The 21,240-nt window shown below is 68.3% G+C and carries 17 protein-coding genes; 11 read left to right on the top strand and 6 right to left on the bottom strand.

Annotated elements, in window-relative coordinates; all coding sequences use genetic code 11:
• Positions 1-350: 350 nt before the first annotated feature.
• Both ABD848_RS03045 and sigK read right to left on the bottom strand, forming a co-directional pair.
• The gene (locus ABD848_RS03045; protein WP_344967020.1) at positions 351-1,142 is read right to left on the bottom strand and encodes an anti-sigma factor; all 792 of its coding nucleotides are present in this window, start codon (positions 1,140-1,142) and stop codon (positions 351-353) included.
• On the bottom strand, positions 1,139-1,795 hold the full coding sequence (sigK, locus tag ABD848_RS03040; RefSeq protein ID WP_425567402.1) for an ECF RNA polymerase sigma factor SigK: 657 nt from the start codon (positions 1,793-1,795) through the stop codon (positions 1,139-1,141). The genes ABD848_RS03045 and sigK overlap by 4 nt, the downstream gene beginning before the upstream one ends.
• Before the next feature lie 206 nt (positions 1,796-2,001).
• On the opposite strand from sigK, the gene ABD848_RS03035 reads away from it, so the two are divergent.
• Both ABD848_RS03035 and ABD848_RS03030 read left to right on the top strand, forming a co-directional pair.
• Positions 2,002-3,648: a molybdopterin-dependent oxidoreductase gene (locus tag ABD848_RS03035; protein WP_344967018.1), complete on the top strand. Its 1,647-nt coding sequence runs from the start codon at positions 2,002-2,004 to the stop codon at positions 3,646-3,648.
• Between the two features lie 142 nt (positions 3,649-3,790).
• On the top strand, positions 3,791-4,153 hold the full coding sequence (locus tag ABD848_RS03030; RefSeq protein WP_344967016.1) for a hypothetical protein: 363 nt from the start codon (positions 3,791-3,793) through the stop codon (positions 4,151-4,153).
• Between the two features lie 106 nt (positions 4,154-4,259).
• Here the strand turns inward: ABD848_RS03030 and ABD848_RS03025 are convergent, their stop codons facing one another.
• Entirely contained in the window at positions 4,260-4,838 is a 579-nt protein-coding gene (locus tag ABD848_RS03025) for an isopentenyl transferase family protein (protein WP_344967014.1), read from the bottom strand.
• 225 nt (positions 4,839-5,063) lie between these two features.
• Between ABD848_RS03025 and ABD848_RS03020 the strand changes: the two genes are divergently transcribed.
• The 9 genes from ABD848_RS03020 (at position 5,064) to ABD848_RS02980 (ending at position 15,978) form a co-directional block, all read left to right on the top strand.
• The gene (locus ABD848_RS03020) at positions 5,064-5,453 is read left to right on the top strand and encodes a hypothetical protein (RefSeq protein ID WP_344967012.1); all 390 of its coding nucleotides are present in this window, start codon (positions 5,064-5,066) and stop codon (positions 5,451-5,453) included.
• 337 nt (positions 5,454-5,790) lie between these two features.
• Complete coding sequence (locus ABD848_RS03015) at positions 5,791-6,954, top strand: ROK family transcriptional regulator (RefSeq protein WP_344967010.1); 1,164 nt, start codon at positions 5,791-5,793, stop codon at positions 6,952-6,954.
• Between the two features lie 259 nt (positions 6,955-7,213).
• A complete protein-coding gene (locus ABD848_RS03010) occupies positions 7,214-8,353 on the top strand; it encodes a sugar ABC transporter substrate-binding protein (RefSeq protein WP_344967008.1) in 1,140 nt (379 codons plus the stop codon).
• Between the two features lie 201 nt (positions 8,354-8,554).
• Positions 8,555-9,340, top strand: a complete 786-nt coding sequence (locus tag ABD848_RS03005; protein WP_344967006.1) for an ATP-binding cassette domain-containing protein — start codon at positions 8,555-8,557, stop codon at positions 9,338-9,340.
• 113 nt (positions 9,341-9,453) lie between these two features.
• On the top strand, positions 9,454-10,668 hold the full coding sequence (locus ABD848_RS03000; RefSeq protein WP_344967321.1) for a sugar ABC transporter permease: 1,215 nt from the start codon (positions 9,454-9,456) through the stop codon (positions 10,666-10,668).
• Positions 10,669-11,019: 351 nt separating this feature from the next.
• Positions 11,020-11,739, top strand: coding sequence for a sulfite exporter TauE/SafE family protein (locus ABD848_RS02995; protein ID WP_344967004.1), 720 nt, complete (start codon positions 11,020-11,022; stop codon positions 11,737-11,739).
• Between the two features lie 58 nt (positions 11,740-11,797).
• A complete protein-coding gene (mug, locus tag ABD848_RS02990) occupies positions 11,798-12,352 on the top strand; it encodes a G/U mismatch-specific DNA glycosylase (protein WP_344967002.1) in 555 nt (184 codons plus the stop codon).
• A 211-nt stretch (positions 12,353-12,563) separates the two neighbouring features.
• Entirely contained in the window at positions 12,564-14,510 is a 1,947-nt protein-coding gene (gene dxs, locus ABD848_RS02985) for a 1-deoxy-D-xylulose-5-phosphate synthase (RefSeq protein WP_344967001.1), read from the top strand.
• 64 nt (positions 14,511-14,574) lie between these two features.
• On the top strand, positions 14,575-15,978 hold the full coding sequence (locus ABD848_RS02980) for an FAD-dependent oxidoreductase (RefSeq protein ID WP_344966999.1): 1,404 nt from the start codon (positions 14,575-14,577) through the stop codon (positions 15,976-15,978).
• A gap of 63 nt (positions 15,979-16,041) precedes the next feature.
• Here the strand turns inward: ABD848_RS02980 and ABD848_RS02975 are convergent, their stop codons facing one another.
• The 3 genes from ABD848_RS02975 to ABD848_RS02965 form a co-directional block, all read right to left on the bottom strand.
• Positions 16,042-16,986, bottom strand: a complete 945-nt coding sequence (locus ABD848_RS02975) for a neutral zinc metallopeptidase (protein ID WP_344966997.1) — start codon at positions 16,984-16,986, stop codon at positions 16,042-16,044.
• 82 nt (positions 16,987-17,068) lie between these two features.
• A complete protein-coding gene (locus ABD848_RS02970) occupies positions 17,069-17,671 on the bottom strand; it encodes a hypothetical protein (protein WP_344966996.1) in 603 nt (200 codons plus the stop codon).
• Between the two features lie 409 nt (positions 17,672-18,080).
• On the bottom strand, positions 18,081-20,870 hold the full coding sequence (locus ABD848_RS02965; RefSeq protein WP_344966994.1) for an aconitate hydratase: 2,790 nt from the start codon (positions 20,868-20,870) through the stop codon (positions 18,081-18,083).
• Positions 20,871-21,240: the final 370 nt, after the last annotated feature.

The raw sequence follows: 21,240 nt of genomic DNA, 5'->3' as shown, positions 1-21,240 counted from the left end.
CCTGGCACACTCCGTTGCGGCTGACGGCGCCGACCGCCCTTTTTGCCCCCTGTGTTTTTCTCCGGCCCGCCCCCCGTGCCCGCACACCCCTGAGCGGCTGCAACGGCCCGCGGAGCGCCGCTGAACATCGATCGCCGGAGGTCGCGGCTGTGCCCTCTCCCGATCTCTCAGGGTGGTGCCACGAGGTCCTGTTTTTGGACGGGCGGCGAGGGCCGGCGGTGGGCGCACGCGGGTGAGCGCGTCCGCTCTGTCGCCCCGCCGGCTGGCGGGATCACCGCAGCAATCGAGGCACGAGCGGACGAAGAGCACCCTTTGCAGCCCCCTACCCCAGCCGTCCGAAAACCGGACACCTAGACGTCGACCTTCATCGGGTCCTTGCTGGGTTCGGGCATGCCACCGGCAGGTTCCAAGGTGATGCCGATCTGGGTGGCCGTTCCCAACTCGCCGGCCATGCCGGTGAGCATGCCGTCATCGGCGGGCTTGAGCATGCCGGCCGAGCGCATCTCGTGGTCGGCGTCGACGTACCACATCTGGTAGGCCATCCCCTCCGGAGGTTCGGGCAACCCCTTGACCATGAGCATCACCGAATCGTGGGTTTCGGAGGTGACCACTGTGGCGTGGGCGTCGCTGTCGGTCACGGGTGCTTCGGTCATCCGGGCGTCGGCCGCCGCCAGGAGGTGTTCGACCTCTGTGGTGTGGGCGCGCAACTCGTTCATACGGTGCTGGGTCCAGGCGGTGACCCCACCCAACGTGATCGCGACGGCGAGGCAGGCGGCAGCGACCAGCCAAGGCAGGTGGGAGTGCCACCGTCCTGCCCGCAGCGAGTGGACCGTGCCCCTGGAGGCGGCCTGTTCTCCAGCGGCGCCCTGCTTCGCTGCCCCGTCGCCGGCCGTGTCGGGCTCGGGCGGCAGTTGACGGATGTCGGCGACCGCCGAACGCAGCCCCCGCCACACGCGCTCGTCGGGAGGCTCAGCCACACCGTAGGCGAGTCGGACCGTGGTCTCGCGGAACTCGTTGAGGTCACGGCGGCAGTCTTCACATTCGCGCAGATGCCGCTCGGCCCGGTCGCGTTCGTCGGGCTCTAGGGCGTCGACGGCGTAACCGGCTGTGAGGCCGTGCACGGTGTGATCGGAGGCGGTCACGCGCTCACCCCCAGGCAGTCTCGCAACCGGATCAGCCCGTCGCGCAGCCGCCCCTTCACCGTGGTCACCGGTACCCCGAGTAGCCTCGCGGCCTCGCGCTGGGTGTAGCCGGTGTAGTAGGTCAGGCGGACGGTCTCACGCTGTAGTTCCGTCAGTCGGCGCAGGCAGCGCCGCACCTTCTCCCGCTCCAGACGGTGTTCCACCTGGTCGGGCACGTCGTCGACGGCGGAGGACTCCGGGTCGAGCCGGCCCACCTGCTCGGAGCGTGCTGTAGCGGCCTGCTCGGCACGTACCCGATCGACCGCGCGCCGGTGCGCCATGGTGAGGACCCAGGACCGCGCGGAACCGGTTGCGGGATCGAACCGCGCCGAGGAACGCCACACCTCCATGAACACCTCCTGAGTCACCTCCTCTGACTGGGCGTGGTCGCGCAGCACCCTGCGGACAAGGCCAAACACCGGTCCGGACAGTTCGCGGTAGACCTCTTCAAACGCCGCCAGGTCACTGAGCGCAGTCCGGTGCAGCGCCCCTGCCAAGTCGTCGGCGGGCGCGGCCTGTCGCGCCTGGTCCGCGGCGGTGCCAAAGCCCGCTGGTATCGCCTGGTCCACCCACGTCACCGTCCCGTCGTCCACATCGGTCTTCATCTCCAGCATGCACATGATCCTGGGGCAAACGAGCGCGTCCCTCGGCGACGGGAGTTCTCGGTGCTCTCGCTCGCCGGTGTGCTGCTCCATCCCGGTATTCGGAGCCGGGACGGTGGGGGCGACGGGAGGTGGTCCCGGATTCCCCCCACACTCTCGTTATTTTTTCGTTACCAAAATCGAGGTCTCCCTCCCGGTAAGGGCATCGAAGTAGGAGCGTGACCATCACCAAACGTTCTCCCGGCCGGCTCATCGACGCCCTGTCGGGGCTGCTGGCCGCCGGTAGCGCGCTGGCGACCGCCGAACTCGCCGCGGCCTGGATCAACCCGCAAGCCGCGCCGCTGATCGCTGTGGGCGGCGCGGTCATCGACGCCGTGCCCCGGCCCCTCAAGGAGCTCGCCGTCTCCGTGTTCGGTACGGCCGACAAGCCGCTGCTGCTGGGCGGCATGGCCGTGGTGCTGGCGGCCTTCGCCGCGGGCATCGGTGTACTGGCCCGCCGGAACTGGACCGTGGGGTGGCTCGGCATCGCTGCGCTGTCGCTGCTGGGTGCGGCGGCAGCGCTGGCGCGCCCCGACAGCGCCCTCCTCGACGCGCTGCCCGCGGCTCTGGGCGGTTTCGTGGCCATGGGGGTGCTACAGGCGCTGCTGGCGGTCTCGCGACCGCGTCTTGCGCCCACGCCCGACGCGCCCGTGGCCGCCACGTCCGAGGAGGCCGAGGCTTCCGAGCCGGCCACCAGCGAACTCCCGCAGCAACCAAGCGCGGCGGAAACATTCAACCGACGCGGTTTCGTGGCGCTGGCGAGTACGGCCGCTGCCCTATCGGCCGCGGGCGGAGTGACGGGCCGCTGGCTGGCCGCCTCCTCGGGCGGTACTGCGGCCTCGCAAGCTGCGGTGCGTCTGCCCCGGCCGGCATCGCCGGCCGCTGCGGTGCCCGATGGCGCCGACCTGGAGATCGCCGGCCTCGCCCCGTTTTTCTCTGCCAACGAAGACTTCTACCGCATCGACACCGCACTGGCCACCCCCCGTATCGACGCCACCACGTGGCGGCTGCGCATCCACGGCCGCGGGGTCAACGAGCGCACCTACACCTACGCTGACCTGCTCGCGCGCGAGGACATCGTCGAACGCGACGTGACGCTGGCGTGCGTATCCAACCCGGTGGGAGGCGACTACGTCGATAACGCGCGGTGGATCGGTATCCCCCTGGAGGCACTGTTGCGCGAGGCCGGGATTCGTCCCCCTCGGGAGGGCGGGCCGGCCGACCAGCTCGTGTCGCGCTCCTCCGACGGGATGACCATCGGCACGCCGGTGGATGACGTGATGGACGGCCGCGACGCCATGCTCGCGCTGGGCATGAACGGCAAGCCGTTGCCGGTGGAGCACGGATTCCCGGTGCGCATGGTCGTTCCCGGACTCTACGGCTATGTGTCGGCGTGCAAGTGGCTGGTCGAAATGGAGTTGACGACGTTCGACGCCTTCGACGCCTACTGGGTCCCGCGCGGGTGGGCGGCGCAGGCCCCGATCAAGACGCAGTCGCGCATCGACACCCCGCGCCAAGGGGACTCGGTCAGCCTCGACTCGGGCACTACCGTGCCCATCGCCGGTGTGGCCTGGGCGCAAAACGTCGGGATCGACCGAGTGGAGGTCAGCGTGGACGGCGGTCCGTGGCAGCAGGCGCGGCTGGCCGCGGAGGACACCGCCGACACCTGGCGACAGTGGGTGTTCGACTGGCCGGCCGAGCCCGGAAGCCACGAACTGCGCGTGCGCGCCACGGATCGCTCTGGCCAGACCCAAACCGCGGACACAGCCCCGCCCGCCCCCGATGGAGCCACCGGCTACCACACCGTAAACGTAACGGTCACCTGACAGCCACCGCGCGTTCGCACGATCCAGCGCGGGCGGAAGAGACGGTCACTACGCTGCCCGTAATAACAAAAAGGATTCAACTATTCACTTCGAGTAGTTGAAGGTGAGAATTCAACCACGAGATAGATGGAGTGTGATCGACATGAGCGCTGAGACGACCTCCGTCCTGCGTCGGCTGGCTGCCGCTGGAGCTATCGCCCTGCTGACGGCGCTGCCGGTGGCCGCCTGCAACCAAGGGGGCGGCTCCGGCGGCGAGGTCGGCACCGAGTCCGAGTCGCCGATGAGCGAGGAGTCGATGGACGAGGAGATGCAGGAGGGCGACTCCGGCGACATGGAGGACTCCGAGTCCATGGACGAGGGCATGGACGAGGGCATGGAAGGCGAGTCCGGCGACATGGAGGAGGGCATGGAGGGTGACTCCGAGTCCATGGACGAGGACATGGCCGAGGAGAACATGGACGGTGAGGGCGACATGAGCGAGGAGGACATGAGCGACGAGGGATAAACCCCTCGGGCCCCACCCCCCTCGAACCAGCGGGTGTCGTCGGTGCGCAGACAGCGGCGACACCCGCGGTCACCACGGAAACGACCGTTTCGGCTCACAACAACGGTCAGGAGTTGTCGACGACCACGTCGGCATGGCCGCGTGGACAGTGCTCGACGTGGAACCTCTCCTCCTGGCGAGCCCACACACTGCGGTAGGGGGCGTAGACAGCGGCGTCGAAACGCGCGTCGAGCCGTTCGGCGCGCACCCGCGCGTCGGCATCAACCCACACCAGCGCGGCGAGATAGGGGCGCAGCTCTCGTGCGCCACAGCCGCACCCCTCCACGATCAGCTCCCGCCCCACCGGTGTCTCCTCCCAGGGGCCGTACTCGCCTCGCTGCCAGTCGTAGCGCCGCCATCGGGGAAGGCCGCCGCGCATGAGCGGGGCCACGATCCAGTGCCGTACGAGGGGCACCGATCCGGCCAGGCCCTCCCACCCGGGGTAGATGTCGTCCATGTGCACCACCGGCCAACCGGTGCGTCGGCTCAACTCGGCGGCGAGGCGGGTCTTGCCCGCTCCCGAACGGCCCTCGATGGCAAATACCCGGCAGCGGCCGGCCCGCGGTGCGCGCCCGGCGAGGAAACCGGCGAGCTCGCCGGAGAGGTCTGGTGAAGTGGCGCTGAGGCGCAGCAGCGGATCGGACACGCGAAGAACCTACTGCTCGTTGGGGCGTCTCTGAAAGCGGGGCGCCGAACGCACCGCTGGAGAAGGCGGGCAACAGAGGACTAGCAATCGAACGTGAGTTCGAGTATATTCGACACTCCGCCCCATGATTCACCACCGGGGGCGGTTACGCTTCAGCTTCGACACGCTGGGCGCTCACGTGGTGACAAAGGGCAATGGCGGGCAGGCCGACCATCGGGGGGAGCGGTGAACGGCGCGGAGCGCGAACACACCAGGGACTACACCACGGTCATCCGAAACAGCGGAGACGGCAACACCTTCATCGTCGGCGAGGGGGCGATGGCTTACCGCGGCGTGGGGGCGCCGTCGAGCGCAGAGCTTGTCGAATCGGTGGAGCGGCTATGGGATGTACTGCCGCGCCTCGGGTTGGACGAGGTGGACCAGGCTGACTATGTCGAGGCGCTCAGCCATATCGAGGAGGAAACTACGCGCAGCGCTCCCCGACGGGGACGGCTGCGGCGTGCGTTGGGCACCGTCGCGGAACTGTTGCGCAGCCGCCCTATGGACACGGCTCAACTCGGCATGACCGCCGCCGGCACGATCGCCGAGTTCTACGGCTTGTCGGGGCTCGGCTAGGTTGTTGTTTTTGGAAAGGGCGGCGAGAGCGGGCGGTGGGCGCACGCGGGTGAGCGCCCTCGCAGGCTGCCGAGATCGCGCAGCGATCGAGGCACGAGCAAACGGAGAACAACTGCCCACGGCCCAACATCCCCAGCCGTTCAAAAAACAGAGCCTAGCGCGGTGACGAGGGGCCATACGGCTCTGGGAGCGCCCTTGTGGCCCGGCACGGACACCGCCGGCCCGGCGTGGGGGCCAGAGTCGAGCGCACGGAATTGCCCACACACCGCCCACGCCGGTTGCGTTCAAGCCTTGTAAGCTCCTGCTGCAAGGCGGCGATTGAGGAGGACCCTCGACCATGGAGGCAACGGCGACCCCGGGATCGCAGGCGGGGCTGCGGCGGGCCAATCGGGAGCGCGTCATCGAGGCGCTGCGCAGCAGCGGGACGCTCACCCAGGCCGCGATCGCGCGCGCCACCGGCCTATCGGCGGCAAGCGTGTCCAACATCGTGCGCGACCTGCGGGCGGCCGGCATCGTCTCAGTACGCGACACCTCGTCGTCTGGGCGCCGAGCGCGCGCGGTCACGCTCGTCCGGTCGCCGGGCATGGTGCTCGCCGTTGACTTCGCCCACTCCCGGTTGACCGTGGCGCTGGCCGACACGCAAGGGCGACTGCTGGGCGAGGAGTCCATCGGCTACGACGTGGCCGGCGACCCGGCGCGCGCAGTGCGCCGGGCGGTGTGGCTCATCGACACGATGCTGATCCAGCAGCGGATCGAACGGGCGATGGTCAGTGCCGTGGCCGCTGCGGTCCCGGGGCCGATCGATCCCAGCACCGGCGAGGTCGGCGGCATTACGTGCATGCCCCGCTGGGCAGGGGCACGCCCGGGAGACGAACTGGCCGAACGGCTGGGACTGCCCATCACCGTCGATAACGACGCCAACCTGTGCGTGCTGGCGGAATCGGCTGAAGGAGCGGGGCGGGGACTGGAGCACATCATCTACGTCAACCTCGCTCAGGGCGTGGGGGCGGGAGTGATGGTCTCCGGCAAGCTGTTCCACGGCGCGGGCGGGACCGCGGGAGAGATCGGCCATATCGGGCTCGACGAGCGCGGGGAGGTGTGCCGGTGCGGCAATCGCGGCTGCCTGGAAACCTTCGTGGGAGCGCCCTACCTGCTCAGCATGCTGCCCCAGCAGGGAGAGGTCGCCCCTGGCGCGGCGTTGACCGACCTGATCCTGGCCGCCGAGGCCGGCGATCCGGGGTGTCGACGCATCCTGGCCGAGGCGGGCAGCGCGTTGGGGCGGGGCGTGGCGATCACCGCCAATATGTTCAACCCGCAACTGGTGATCGTCGGTGGGGAGTTGGCCGTAGCCGGCGACTTGCTCATGGAGCCGATGCGGCGCGCCATGGAACTGGGCACGCTGGGCAGCGCGCTGCGTGAGCTACAGGTGGTCCGCGGCGAACTGGGGGGGCGCGCCGCGCTGCGCGGCGCGCTGCGGCTCGCACTCGCCTCCAGCAAGTAAAACCAGACGTAAAGTTTCCCGCTGGTTAAGCAGCACCCCACATAGGCCATTATGGTCTTTGACCAGGGAAAACGATAGATTCAAAACTTGAACGTAAGAGCCGTAACATTTCAGTTATGTGTTCAAGGCTTGACGACAAAGTTCCGAGAAGTTTGACTTCCGGCAACGGTTTCACCGAGTGATCCACCACACACCGCCATCGGTGTGCCTTCTGTCCCCGATCCCCCCTCGGTGATTCCCCGTGAGGAGGTCACAGCCGTTGAACACCAACACATTCCTATTCCGGACCGCGGTAGGTGCCGCGGCCACTATCGCCCTCGCCGCCACGGGCTGCGGCGCCACCACCACTTCCGGCGACGGTTCCGGCGGTGATGGTGGCGGAGGCGGCGCCTCGGTGGAGGAAGGCTTCAGCATTGGACTGCTGCTTCCCGACGTCCACACCGCGCGCTACGAGAAGTTCGACCGGCCCTACTTCGAGGAAGCCGTCGGCGAACTCTGCGAAAACTGCGAGGTGAAGTACCAAAACGCTGACCAGGAAGCTACGAAGCAGCAGTCGCAGGCCGAGGCCATGCTGACCGAAGGCGTGGAGGTCCTGGTGCTCGACGCGGTCGACACCGAGGCCGCCGCCAGCATCGTCCAGCAGGCCAAGAGCCAGGATGTGCCCGTCGTCGCCTATGACCGCCTCGCCCAGGGTGGGGTGGACTACTACGTCTCCTTCGACAACGTGACCGTCGGCACGGTGCAGGGCCAGGCCCTGATCAAGGTGTTGGAGGAGCAGGAGACTATCGACGAGGGCCAGATCGTGATGATCAACGGCTCCCCCACCGACCCCAACGCCGACCTGTTCAAGCAGGGTGCCCACGAGGTGCTCGACGGCCAGGTGGAGATCGGCGCCGAGTTCGACACTCCCGGCTGGTCGCCCGACAAGGCCCAGCAGGAGATGGAGCAGGCCATCACCGACATCGGTGTAGAGAACATCGTCGGGGTCTACGCCGCCAACGACGGCATGGCCAGCGGCGTCATCGCCGCGCTCAAGAGCGCCGGTGTGGACGAGATGCCCCCGGTGACCGGCCAGGACGCCGAGATCGCCGGCATCCAGCGCATCGCCGCCGGTGACCAGTACATGACCGTCTACAAGGCGATCCGGCCCGAGGCCAACGTCGCCGCCGAGATGGCCATCGCCGCCGCCACCGGCGACGAGTACGAGTCCACCGAGCACCCGATGACCGAGGTCGAGGACCCCGACGGCAACATGATCCCGTCCGTGCTGCTGGAGCCCGTCTCCGTGACCGAGGACAACATCATGGACACCGTCGTCTCCGACGGCTTCTACACGATCGAGGAGATCTGCACCGACGAATACAGCGACACCGACTTCTGCCAGGAAGCGATGTCGTAGGAACTCGGCCCACGACGCGGGCGGGCCGGGCCGCGCGGCCAGGCCAGGTCCGAGCGGACTTGCCACAAGCGGGTCAACCACACGGCCTTCAGGTCGACGGAAAGGGGCGCCGGGCGGTCACCCACGCCCCCGGCGCCCCCTCCGTGGGACCACGGGTCGCGAACTCACCCCCGATGGGGACGAAGTTGAGGGAAATCGAGGATGAAACCACCAGTCCTGGAACTATCCGGGATCTCCAAGAGGTTCGGCGCGGTACAGGCGCTCAGTGAAGTCGATCTGCGGGTCAACGCCGGTGAGGTCGTGGCGGTGCTGGGCGACAACGGCGCCGGAAAGTCGACCCTGGTCAAGGTGATCGCGGGGGTGAACCCAGCCGACAGTGGCGAGATCCACTGGGAGGGAAAACCCGTTGACATCAGCCGTCCCGCCGACGCCCAGAACCTGGGGATCGCGACGATCTACCAGGATCTCGCGCTGTGCGACAACCTGGACATCGTCGGCAATCTCTTCTTGGGCACCGAGCGCACGGCCCTAGGGATGCTGGACGAGATCGAGATGGAGCGTCGTGCCCAGGAGCTGCTCGACTCCCTGTCGGTGCGCATCCCCAGCCTTCGCGTACCGGCGGCCTCGCTGTCGGGTGGGCAGCGCCAGATCATCGCGATCGCGCGCTCGCTGCTGGGAGATCCCAAAATCGTGCTGCTCGACGAGCCCACGGCCGCCCTCGGGGTCGCCCAGACCGCCCAGGTGCTCGACCTGATCGAACGGCTGCGGGATCAGGGGCACGGGGTCCTCCTGATCAGCCACAACATGGCCGATGTGCGTGCCGTCGCCGACCGGGCGTGCGTGCTGCGCCTGGGACGCAACGCTGGGGACTTCCCGGTGCAAGAGACCAGTTACGAGGAGATCGTGGCGGCCATCACTGGTGCCGCTGACAACCCCGTAGCGCGGCGGGCCGATCGCGTCGTGGTTTCGGGATCGGAGGAAGCGTGATGGCGCAACAAGCTACCCCCAAGGGGCAACAGGGGAAGCAGCAGGGCGGCCAACCGCCGGCGGGAACCGGCACTGCGCCTACCGGCGAGACTCCCGCGGTCGAGCGCGAGGCGATGGAGCGCGACCCGCGGCTGCTCCCCGAAGCGACAACGGCCAAAGGGCTGCTCACGGAGGCGACACGGCGCATCCGCGGCGGCGAACTGGGGCCACTGCCGGTCATCGTCGGCCTGATCGTCATCTGCATAGTCTTCCAATCGCTCAACAGCAACTTCCTCACCCCGCAGAACCTGTCGAACCTGTCGCTGCAAATCGTCTACTACGGCCTGCTGTCCACCGGCGTCATCATGGTGCTGCTGCTGGGAGAGATCGACCTGTCGATCGGCTCGATCTCGGGCATGGCAGCGGCAGTGCTAGGGGTGCTCGCGGTCAATGTGGGCATCAACGGAGTGCTGGCGATCGCGCTGGCCGTCCTCGCGGGCACACTGGCCGGCACCATCCAAGGCACGCTGTTCGCCAAAGTAGGCGTGCCGGCGTTCGTGGTCACCCTGGCGGGGCTGCTCGGCTGGCAGGGCGCCCAGCTCTACCTGCTGGGCTCGGACGGCACCATCAACGTCCCCTACGAGGGGCCGATCGCCTACCTCACCCAGACGTTCTTCGTCCCGTGGGTGGGCTGGACCATCGGCGCCGTGGCCGTGGGTGCTTTCGCGCTGACCACCTTCATCGGCGAGCGGCGCCGCGCCAAGGCGGGACTGCCGGCCAAGTCCACGGTCAACATAGCCACGCGTACCGTGCTGCTGGCCCTGCCCGTCTTCGGCGGCGTGATGGTGCTCAACATGTGGAAGGGTGTACCACTCGCCTTCCTCATCTTCGTCGGCTTCGTCGTGGCCTTCGATTTGATGCTGCGCAAAACTCCCTACGGGCGGAAGGTCTTCGCGGTGGGCGGCAACGCTGAGGCCGCCCGCAGGGCGGGAATCAACGTCGACCTCATCCGCATCTCGGTGTTCGCGCTGGCCTCGACCCTCTCGGCTGTCGGCGGTGTCATGACCGTCTCCCGCGGATTCGCGGTGAGCCAGACCACTGGCGGGGGCGAAGTGCTGATGCTGGCGATCGCCGCGGCGGTCATCGGCGGCACCAGCCTCTTCGGCGGGCGCGGCAACGCCTACTCCGCACTGCTGGGTGGCCTGGTACTCGGCGCGATCACCTCGGGGCTGTACCTGCTGCAAATGGATGCGTCGGTCCGGTTCATGATCACCGCAGTGGTGCTGCTGATCGCCGTTATCCTCGACGCGATGTCGCGGCGCAGCCGCAAACAGCACGCTCGAAGCTAACCCCACACGGACCACCGGCCGTGGCGCGTTCCCACTCCCATGGTCAGCGCACGCGGCCCTTCCCCGGCGTCCCCGGAGTCTCCCCTCCCCTCCGGGGACGCCCCTTTGTGTCATAGGCGCCGTGTCGGGGCGGCCACTGTCACGACTCGGGGGAGCGGCGTGTACGGTCAGCGTTGTCGCCGCCTTCGCCGTCGTCGTGGCACCACGGTAGGGCAGCCAACGTGCGCGCCGCAGGGGCCGCCGCGCGCATAGCTGACCGCGGAGAAAAGGGGGTCCCGTGCTCTGGCACGTCACCACCGCCGGCATCGCCCGTGGCTACGGCGTAGGCCGAAGCACCTCGGCGGAGCCCAGATGAGCACCGTCCTCGCGTTCGTCATCATGGGCAGCGCGCTGCTCGTGGGCGCCATGGTGCAAAGCAGCGTGGGCCTGGGGTTGGGGCTGGTTGGCGCCCCCGTGATCTCGCTGGTCGATCCCACGCTCATGCCCGCGACGCTGCTGATCGGCACGGCGGCGCTGCCCATGTTCACGATCGGTTCGGAGTGGCGCCATATCGACTGGCGCGGCATCTCGTGGGGGTTGGCCGGACGCCTGTTGGGCACGGGACTGGGCGTCGCGGTCGTCGCCTCGCTCGACCCGAAGACGCTGGGCGCAGCCATCGGCGCCATGGTGCTGGCGGCGGTGGCCGTGTCGCTTTGGCGGGTACACGTGCGGATCACGCCCTGGAGTCTGGTCATCGCCGGTGCTGTCTCCGGAACCACCGGAACCGCGACCTCCATCGGCGGTCCGCCGATGGCGCTGCTCTACCAGCGCGAGTCCGGTCCCACGGTGCGCTCGACACTTGCCGGTTACTTCGTCGTGGGCACGATCGTGTCACTGGCGGCGCTGGCGCTCGGCGGCCAGTTCGAACCCAGGCAGGCGGGGATGGGGCTGGCACTATTGCCCTTCATCATCGCCGGATTCCTGCTCGGCCGCCCGCTGCGGCACATCATCGACGCCGGCAGGCTGCGTGTGGCGTTGCTGGCCGTGGTGACGGTCTCGGGCACGGTACTGCTCATCCAGTCGCTGCTATGACGGGGAAACCCTTACATACGGCGCCACCCCGGCACGTGGCCGCTTAAAGTGAGGTGGCATGCCGCTGCCTTCAAAAACCGACCTGCTCGCCGCGCACGGCACCACGATCCCTGATGTGATCGGGCCGGGAACACGGATTCTCTTCTGCGGGATCAACCCCGGGTTGTACTCGGGCTACACCGGCTACCACTTCGCCCGGCCAGGCAACCGGTTCTGGCCGGCCCTCCACCGCGCCGGGTTCACCCCACGGGTGCTGCGCCCCGACGAGCAGTACCTGCTGCCGCAGTGGGGGCTGGGGATCACCAACCTGGTCGCCCGGGCCACCGCCCGCGCCGATGAACTCACGCCGGCCGAACTACGGGAAGGGGGAGCGCTGCTCATCCGCAAGTTGCGCGAATACCGCCCCGCATTGCTGGCTGTGTTGGGGATCACCGCCTACCGGCGAGCGTTCGCCTGCCCTAGCGCCGTCATCGGCCCGCAGGAGGAGCCTGTCGCGGGCACCCCCGTATGGGTGCTGCCCAACCCCAGTGGCCTCAACGCCCACTACAGCGTGGACGGGATCGCCGCGGAACTGCGGCGGGCGCGCACGGCTTGTGACAGCCTTCCCGAATGAGGGCGCCGCCGCGACGACTCAGCCGAAAAAAGAGGACAAAAGAAGCTAATGCGGAAGCGACCCGTCAAAGCTCCCCGCGACTGGGCGGCTAACACTGAGATAGTTTCGGGGCAAAGCCGTGCCAGGCTGTTCATAGACTCGGTTGACGTGTGTGCCCGGCTCGGACCCAACAGCACCACACCACAGTCCGCGGACGAGGGGAATGACGAGAGTGACCTTGCTCGAGTCGATTGGCAATCCGGACGACCTGAAGAAACTCGCGGCGGAACGACTCCCACAACTGGCCGACGAGATCAGGGAGTTCCTCGTCTCCGAGGTTTCGCGCACAGGAGGTCACCTCGGGCCGAATCTGGGAGTCGTTGAACTGTCGATCGCCCTGCACCGCGTGTTCGACTCCCCCAACGACCCGATCGTGTTCGACACCGGCCACCAGAGCTATGTCCACAAGATCCTCACCGGCCGTCGGGACTTCTCCAAACTGCGCCGCCAAGGTGGACTGTCGGGCTATCCCTCGCGCGCGGAGTCCGAGCACGACTTCGTAGAGAACTCCCACGCCTCCACGGCACTGTCCTATGCCGACGGTATGGCCAAGGCCCACCAACTGCGGGGGCGAAGCGACCGCACGGTTGTGGCCGTCATCGGCGATGGCGCGCTCACCGGAGGCATGGCCTGGGAAGCATTGAACAACATCGCTGGAGGGCGGAACCGCCGTCTGGTCATCGTGGTCAACGACAACGGCCGTTCCTACTCGCCCACCATCGGCGGAGTCGCCGACCACCTCGCGACGCTGCGCATGACCCAGGGCTATGAACAGGTGCTCGACCTCGCCAAAAGCGCGATCAACCGCGCCCCCGTCGTGGGGCCACCGATCTACGACGCGCTGCACGGGCTGAAGAAAGGGCTCAAGGACGCCATCCAGCCCCAAATCATGTTCGAGGACCTGGGGCTGAAATACCTGGGGCCGATCGACGGCCACGACGAGCAGGCTGTCGAGCACGCGCTACGGCGCGCCCGCGACTTCGGCGGCCCGGTCATCGTCCACTGCCTCACTAGCAAGGGCAAAGGCTACGCGCCGGCGGAGAACCATGAGGAGGACCAGTTCCACGCCCCGGGGGCCTTCGACGTCGAGACCGGCGAGCAGCAGGCCAAGCCCGGCCTGAAGTGGACGTCGGTGTTCAGCGAGGAGATGGTCAAGCTCGGTGGCGAGCGCGAGGATCTGGTGGCGATCACCGCGGCGATGCTGCACCCCACGGGGCTGGCCCCCTTTGCCGACGCCTACCCCGAACGCACCTATGACGTCGGCATCGCCGAACAGCACGCGGCGACCTCGGCCGCGGGGCTGGCCATGGGGGGGATGCACCCCGTGATCGCGGTCTATTCGACCTTCCTCAACCGGTGTTTCGACCAGGTGCTGCTGGATGTGGCCCTGCACCGCCAAGGGGTCACCTTCTGCCTCGACCGCGCCGGTGTCACCGGCGACGACGGCCCCAGCCACAACGGCATGTGGGACCTCTCCCTGCTCCAGATCGTGCCCAACCTGGCGCTAGCGGTGCCGCGCGACGCCGCGCGGTTGCGCGAGCTGTTGCGCGAGGCGGTGGCCGTGGACGACGGCCCCACTGTGCTGCGTTACCCCAAGGGGCCGGTGGTCGAGCAGATCGACGCCGTCGAACACGCCGGCAGCATGGACGTGCTGCGCCGCAGCGCCCGAGAGGAAGCCGACACCCCGGCCGCGGCCGACGATGCCGCACGTAGTGACCTGCTGCTCGTCGCGGTCGGAGCTATGGCCCAGACGTGCTGCGAGGTCGCTGATCGGCTCGCCGACCAGGGCATCGGGGTGACCGTGATCGACCCGCGCTGGGTCAAACCCCTCGACCCCGCTCTGCTCGACGAAGCCGCACGCCACCGGGTCGTGGCCGTGGTCGAGGACAACGGCCGCGTGGGCGCGGTGGGCGACGCGGTCGCACGCACGCTGCGCGACGCCGACATCGACATTCCGGTGCGCACGTTCGGGATCGCCCAGGAGTTCCTTGACCACGCCAAGCGCGACGCCATCCTGGCCGATATGGGCCTGTCCCCCCAACACCTCGCGCGAAAGCTGATCGGGATCGTCTCCCACCACACCGAGGAGGAGTCCCGAACGGACGAGCCGGCCCAGTGACACCGCGCGACGGGAGGACCCTCGACTCCTCCCCCACCGGGCCGCTCGCGGAGACAATAGAGTTATGAACTTTTCCGACCCCCTGCGTATCGCGGTGATCGGCTCAGGGCCGGCGGGCATCTACGCCGCCGACGCTTTGACCCGGCAGAGCCAGGAGCCGGTGGCCGTGGACATCCTCGACCGCCTGCCCACGCCCTACGGACTCGTCCGCTATGGGGTGGCCCCCGACCACACCTCGATCAAGGGCGTGGCTCGTGCGTTGCGCCGTGTGCTGGAAGAACCGCAGGTGCGCTTCATCGGCGGCGTGGAGTTCGGCACGCACGTCACGCGCGAGGAGCTCGCCCGCTCTTATGACGCCGTCATCTACGCCACCGGGGCGGCGGTCGACCGTCGGCTGGGGGTAGCCGGCGAAGATCTGCCCGGCAGTGTCGCCGCCACCGATTTCGTCAACTGGTACTGCGGCCACCCCGACTCCGCGGTGGAGCGCTTCCTGCTCGACAGCGAGGAGGTCGCGGTCGTAGGTGCGGGCAACGTGGCGCTGGATGTCGTGCGCATCCTGGCCAAGAGCGCCGACGAACTGCGCGGCACCGACATCCCCCAGCCGATGCTGGAAGTCCTAGCGGCCAGCAAGGTTCGGCGCATTCACCTGCTGTGTCGGCGCGGTCCCGCCCACGCCAAGTTCAGCGCCAACGAGCTACGCGAGATCGGCAAGCTGGACAACGCCGACGTCGTGGTGCGCCCCGAGGATGTCGACATCGACCTCAACAGCGAGGCCATGCTCCGTGCGGCACGGGCCGCACGGACCAACGTCGCCACGTTGGGCGAGTGGGCACAGCGGAGGCCACAGGGTCGGCCGCGCAGTATCGACCTGCGATTCTGGGTACGCCCCAGCGCCCTGCTGGGCGAGGAGCGGGTCGCGGGACTGCGCATCGAGGGCACTACGCTCGACGAGGCGCAACGGGTTGTGGGCACCGGCGAGTACGAGACCCTGCCGGTCGGCATGGTCTTCCGCTCGATCGGCTATGCGAGCGTGCCGCTGGCGGGGGTGCCTTTCGACCCTGAGACCCGCACCGTCCCCCAGGCTGAGGGGCGGGTGCTGGACACGACCGGTGCCGTGGTGACCGGCGACTACGTGGCCGGGTGGCTCAAGCGCGGCCCCTCGGGGGTGATCGGTACGAACAAGTCCGATGCCGCCGCGACGGTGCGCTCCCTGCTGGCCGACGCCCCCGCCTTGCGCGGTGGCCGCGCCGACGCGACGGCCGAGCCCATCGAGGACGTGCTCACGTCAGTGGGCGCTACCTTCACCACCTACACGGACTGGCTGTCGATCGAGCGCGCTGAGACAGAGTTGGCCGCGGACCTGGGCCGGGGAGAACGGGTCAAGCTCCACAGTTGGCAGGAGCTGTACAGCGCGATCGGTTCGGCCGCGGCGGCCGGCGAAGAGGCGCCGGGGCAGCCGCCGCAGTGAGGCGCGTCCCGGCCGGTGCGGGCGGGCCGGGACGCCCCCAGCGGTCGGGAACGGCAGCAACGCTCAGGAGACCAACGCGGCTTCAGCGGCGAAAGTGTTGCAGTCGGCCAGCTCGTCGGTATTCCAGCCAGTGGTGAACCAGTGGCGGGCATTGGCGGCGGAGCCATGAGTCGTGGAGTGGCCGCCGGCGTTGAACGTGGTGTTGATCCGCTGGGCCTGCTCGCTGTCGTAGAGGTCAAGTGCCCGCAGGCTGGCGGCACCAAGACAGTCGGCTTGGAGTTCGGTGCGGCGGCTGAACTCCAACGCCTTGTCCTCGGTGGCGTCCTGCTCTTGCTTGGCGGACAGATCCAGGATCGTGGTGTGGCGTTGAATGTAGTGGGCGTACTCGTGTCCGAACAGGGCCAGCCACACGCCCGGCTCGTTGGCTTGGGGCAGGCGGGCCGAGTACCTGCGGATGTTGGTGAGCACGAAGTTGATGCTGTTGTCCTCCGAGGAGTAGTAGGCCAGCACCTCGTCGAGATCGGTGGAGTTTTCCGGCGGGGCCTGCGAAACGACGTTGTAGTCCAAGGGCGGTGGGCGTAGCCCCAGCTCCTGTTGCAGCAGCGGCAACCATATGTCGTCCAGGCAAGGGCCCACCTCCGCGGTGAAGGCTTCCCAGGAGTCGCTGCTCTCGGGTTTGAGCTCGGGCTTGGGGCAGGCGGAGGTGGCCGGCGGCGCGAGCGTGTAGAGCGGGTGGGATTGCAGGTCCAATTCGGGGATGGGCGCGTACTTCGGCTGTATCCCCACATCGATGGGCTGCTGTCCAGCGTCCTCGGCTCCGGGCGGGGCGGGCGCCGTTAGGGGCTGGGTCACCAACACGACGAACGCGATCAGGGCCACCAGGGCGACGGCCGCTGCTCCGCCGCCGGTGATCCACACCGACATCGGCGTACGGCGGCGCGGCGGAGCACCGCTGGCGGGCGAGGGGAGCGGCCATGCGCGGGGGTCGGGCGGGGGATCGTCAACCACGATGTCCAACTTTAAAACGGTGAAGTACGAAAGGGGTAACCAGGCCACGTGGTGCCGCACGGTCCGCTGTTGACCAAGCGCGTCAGCGCCCAGTGTGCCCCGAGCCGTGCAGCGGAATCCGCTGGTCGTAAAACGGCAGGTCCGGACGGTGGCGCCGAGCATAGGCGACGATGTCGGCCACCGGGGTGTCCCAGTTATGGGAGATGTGCAGGGTGTAAGGCCGTTCCCAGGCTGGCAACAGCTCCGTGGCTGCCTCCTCGCCCGCGGCGCCCTCACGGGGGGTGGGCTCGGCCTCGGCGTTGGGAACGAAACTGAGGAAGTGGTGCGAGACCTGGCCGTCGCGGTAGGGGAGCTCCTCGGTGTAGGCCGTGATGGCGGCCACCTGGCCCCAGGGCAGGGTGCGGTCCTCCGTCCGGGAGACCGGCCACGGCTGCACCACGCGCACGCCGTGGTCGTCGAGCTCCAGGAACGGGCGCGACGACAGGGCCGGCGTGGCCGCGAGCACCCCACCGATACTGAACAACACGATGGTGCCCACGCCGAAAGCGATACCGGAGGGTGTCCCCTCGATCACCATCCCGATACCGGCACAGACGAAAACCAGGCAGGCGACCGTCAACCAGACTCCCGACCAAGTGGGGCGGAGACGGTGCCTGACAGCGAGCGAGTCGAGCGTGCCCGACATATCTCCAGGATAGTGGCTTCGACCGCGCTACCGCTGGGAAACCACAGAAGCGACGTCTTTCCCGACAGCGGGGAAGACGTCCGATTCGGCCCTCCCCACGGCCGGCCGGCGCACGGTGGGGCCTTGCCCGTTACAAGCAGGCGAGGCCCGATGGCCGAAACCGGACACAACTACGCTGTGGGCGTCGAAAGCGTCCCCTAGGACCGCGCCACGGCCCCGTGCCCCGACGCCGTCGGCTGGCGCGCCGGGCACGGGGGCGACACAGGCCCGCACAGCGCCGGGGACGCAAAGCAGGGACGGCCCACGGGGCCGCAACCGCTACCGCCCCCTCCTGGCGGCCGAAGGGCGGCCGTCGCGCACGGGTGGTGCCTCCCCACAAATCGACGGGGGAGGCACCACCGGGGGTGGGCTAGGAGTTGATGAGCTGGCGCAGCACGTACTGTAGGATGCCGCCGTTGCGGTAGTAGTCGGCCTCGCCCGGCGTATCGATGCGCACCTTAGCGTCGAAGGCCACGCCCGTATCGGTACTGACGCGCACCGTCTCAGGAATCCGGCCCTCGTTGAACGCGGTCACACCGGTGATCGCGAAGGTTTCCTCACCGGTCAGTCCCAGCGAGTCCGCCGACTCGCCCTCGGGGAACTGCAACGGCAGCACCCCCATGCCGATGAGGTTGGAGCGGTGGATGCGCTCGTAGGACTCGGTGATGACCACGCGCACACCCAGCAGGCGGGTGCCCTTGGCCGCCCAGTCGCGCGAGGAGCCCGAACCGTACTCCTTACCGCCCAGCACCACCAGCGGGGTGCCCTGGGCCGCGTAGTTCTGTGCGGCGTCGTAAATGGTGGTCACCGGGGCCTGGGCAGGGGCATCGGCCTGGGTGAAGTCCCGGGTGAAGCCGCCCTCGGTGCCTTCGGCGAGCTGGTTGCGCAGCCGGATGTTGGCGAAGGTGCCGCGGATCATCACCTCGTGGTTGCCCCGGCGGGAACCGTAGGAGTTGAAATCCTTGCGCTCGACGCCGTTGTCCTTGAGGTAGCGCCCCGCCGGGCTGTCGGGCTTGATCGCGCCCGCCGGTGAGATGTGGTCGGTGGTGACCGAGTCGCCGAGCTTGGCCAGGACGCGGGCGCCGGAGATGTCGGCCACCGGCTCGGGGGTGGCGCCCATCCCCTCGAAGAAGGGAGGCTTGCGCACGTAGGTGGAGTTGGCGTCCCACTCGAAGGTGTCGCCGGTGGGTGTGGGCAGCGCGTGCCAGCGCTCGTCGCCAGCGAAGACGTCGGAATAGGCCTGCTGGTACATCTCCGAGGCGATCGAGCTGTCGATGACCTGCTGGATCTCCTCCGGCGTGGGCCAGATGTCGGAGAGGTAGACCGGCTGGCCGTCGGCGCCGGTGCCCAGTGGCTCGGTGGTGATGTCGACGTCCATGGACCCGGCCAGCGCGTAGGCCACCACCAGCGGCGGCGAGGCCAGGTAGTTCATCTTGACGTCGGGGTTGATCCGCCCCTCGAAGTTGCGGTTGCCCGACAGCACCGAGGTGACGGCGAGATCGTTGTCGCTGATCGCCTTCGAGATCTCCTCAGGCAGCGGCCCGGAGTTGCCGATACAGGTGGTGCAGCCGTACCCCACGAGGTTGAAGCCGAGCTTGTCCAGGTAGGGCGTGAGACCGGAACGCTCGAAGTAGTCGGTGACCACCTTGGAGCCGGGGGCCAGCGAGGTCTTGACCCAGGGCTTGCGGGTGAGCCCCTTGTCCACGGCCTTCTTGGCCAGCAGAGCGGCACCGAGCATGACCGAGGGGTTGGACGTGTTGGTGCACGAGGTGATCGCGGCGATCACCACGGCGCCGTGGTCGATCTCGGTCTGGGTGCCGTCAGCCAGCGTCACCTTGACCGGGTTGTTCGGGCGCCGCATGAGCCGGTCCGTGGTGTGGGAGGCCGGCTGTCCGCCGCCGTCGCCGGGAACGGCTGGCGCGTCGGAGGCGGGGAAGGACTCGGCTGAGGCCTCGTCGACACCGTTCTCGATGCCGTCGTCGTGGACGTAGTCCCGCACGTTACGCCGCCAGGTGGGCTTGGCCGCCGACAGCGAGATGCGGTCCTGCGGGCGCTTGGGGCCGGCGATGGAGGGCACGACCTTGCTGAGGTCGAGTTCGAGGTACTCGGAGTAGACGGGCTCGTGGTCGGGGTCGTGCCACAGGCCCTGCTCCTTGGAGTAGGCCTCGACCAGTTGGGTCTGCTCCTCGCTGCGCCCGGTCAGCGCCATGTAGCGGATGGTCTCCTCGTCGATCGGGAAGATCGCCGCGGTGGAGCCGAACTCCGGGCTCATGTTGCCGATGGTGGCACGGTTGGCCAGCGGAACCGAGGCCACGCCGTCGCCGCAGAATTCGACGAACTTGCCTACCACGCCGTGGTTGCGCAGCATCTCGGTGATGGTGAGCACGAGGTCGGTGGCGGTGGTGCCGGGCTGGAGCTGCCCGGTGAGCTTGAAGCCCACCACGCGCGGGATGAGCATCGAGATGGGCTGGCCGAGCATCGCGGCCTCGGCCTCGATACCGCCGACGCCCCACCCCAGGATTCCCAGGCCGTTCTGCATGGTGGTGTGGGAGTCGGTGCCCACGCAGGTGTCGGGGTAGACCTGGCCGTTGCGGACCATGGTCACCCGGGCCAGGTGCTCGATGTTGGCCTGGTGGACGATGCCGGTGCCGGGCGGCACCACCTTGAACTCGTCGAAGGCGGTCTGGCCCCACCGGAGGAACTGGTAGCGCTCGCGGTTGCGCTGGTACTCGATCTCGACGTTGCGCTCGAAAGCGTCGGGGCGCCCGAAGACGTCGACGATGACGGAGTGGTCGATCACCAGCTCGGCGGGGGCGAGCGGGTTGATCTTGGCCGTATCACCGCCGAGGTCGTTGACGGCCTCGCGCATGGTCGCGAGGTCCACCACGCAGGGCACGCCGGTGAAGTCCTGCATGATCACCCGGGAGGGGGTGAACTGGATCTCCTGGTTGGGCTCGGCGCCGGGGTCCCACTGTCCTAGGGCACGGATGTGCTCCTCGGTGACGTTCGCTCCGTCCTCTTTGCGCAGCAGGTTCTCCAGCAGCACCTTCAGGCTGTAGGGAAGGCGCTGGGACCCCTCGACTGCGTCCAAGCGGAAAATCTCGTACGACTCGTCGCCGACGCGAAGCGTGTCACGGCTGCCGAAGCTGTTCGCGGACACGGTGTCTGCCTCCTGATCTCGCCACTTTCTCCCAGCATCCTGCCTTAGGGGCGGGGCCGGGACATCACTGAGGCTGTCCTTACGAGATCGTCCCCCGAACCGAGGTTTCCCCGATCCCCTCGCACCACCTGGTGCCGGCGGCCCCGCCACTATCCTTTCAGCCGGAACCCCCGGGAGCCGGGCAACCCCACCCGCTCAGCGATTCGGTCTCGCAGGGATGATGTGTTCTCCTGTGTTATCTCGACGTCAAGGTATCGGACGTATATCTCGACATCAAGCTACTGGCGAGTAGAAAAGGTGGCGGCGATCCACGATCGTGGAACAGCTCCAAGAACCGATTGCGGACAAGCCCCACCGACGCGGCAAGAAA

It is taken from the genome of Salinactinospora qingdaonensis (assembly GCF_039539445.1).
Classification (GTDB): domain Bacteria; phylum Actinomycetota; class Actinomycetes; order Streptosporangiales; family Streptosporangiaceae; genus Salinactinospora; species Salinactinospora qingdaonensis.
Note: the sequence above shows the minus strand (reverse complement) of the source record. Positions and strands in the feature narration are given on the sequence as shown.

Bases quoted from the DNA above. Each gene is read 5' to 3' on its own strand.
- ABD848_RS03005 (WP_344967006.1), top strand. From the start codon at position 8,555: ATGAAACCACCAGTCCTGGAACTATCCGGGATCTCCAAGAGGTTCGGC.
- mug (WP_344967002.1), top strand. From the start codon at position 11,798: ATGCCGCTGCCTTCAAAAACCGACCTGCTCGCCGCGCACGGCACCACG.
- ABD848_RS02995 (WP_344967004.1), top strand. From the start codon at position 11,020: ATGAGCACCGTCCTCGCGTTCGTCATCATGGGCAGCGCGCTGCTCGTG.
- ABD848_RS03030 (WP_344967016.1), top strand. From the start codon at position 3,791: ATGAGCGCTGAGACGACCTCCGTCCTGCGTCGGCTGGCTGCCGCTGGA.
- ABD848_RS02980 (WP_344966999.1), top strand. From the start codon at position 14,575: ATGAACTTTTCCGACCCCCTGCGTATCGCGGTGATCGGCTCAGGGCCG.
- ABD848_RS03015 (WP_344967010.1), top strand. From the start codon at position 5,791: ATGGAGGCAACGGCGACCCCGGGATCGCAGGCGGGGCTGCGGCGGGCC.
- sigK (WP_425567402.1), bottom strand. From the start codon at position 1,795: ATGCTGGAGATGAAGACCGATGTGGACGACGGGACGGTGACGTGGGTG.
- ABD848_RS03000 (WP_344967321.1), top strand. From the start codon at position 9,454: ATGGAGCGCGACCCGCGGCTGCTCCCCGAAGCGACAACGGCCAAAGGG.
- ABD848_RS02970 (WP_344966996.1), bottom strand. From the start codon at position 17,671: ATGTCGGGCACGCTCGACTCGCTCGCTGTCAGGCACCGTCTCCGCCCC.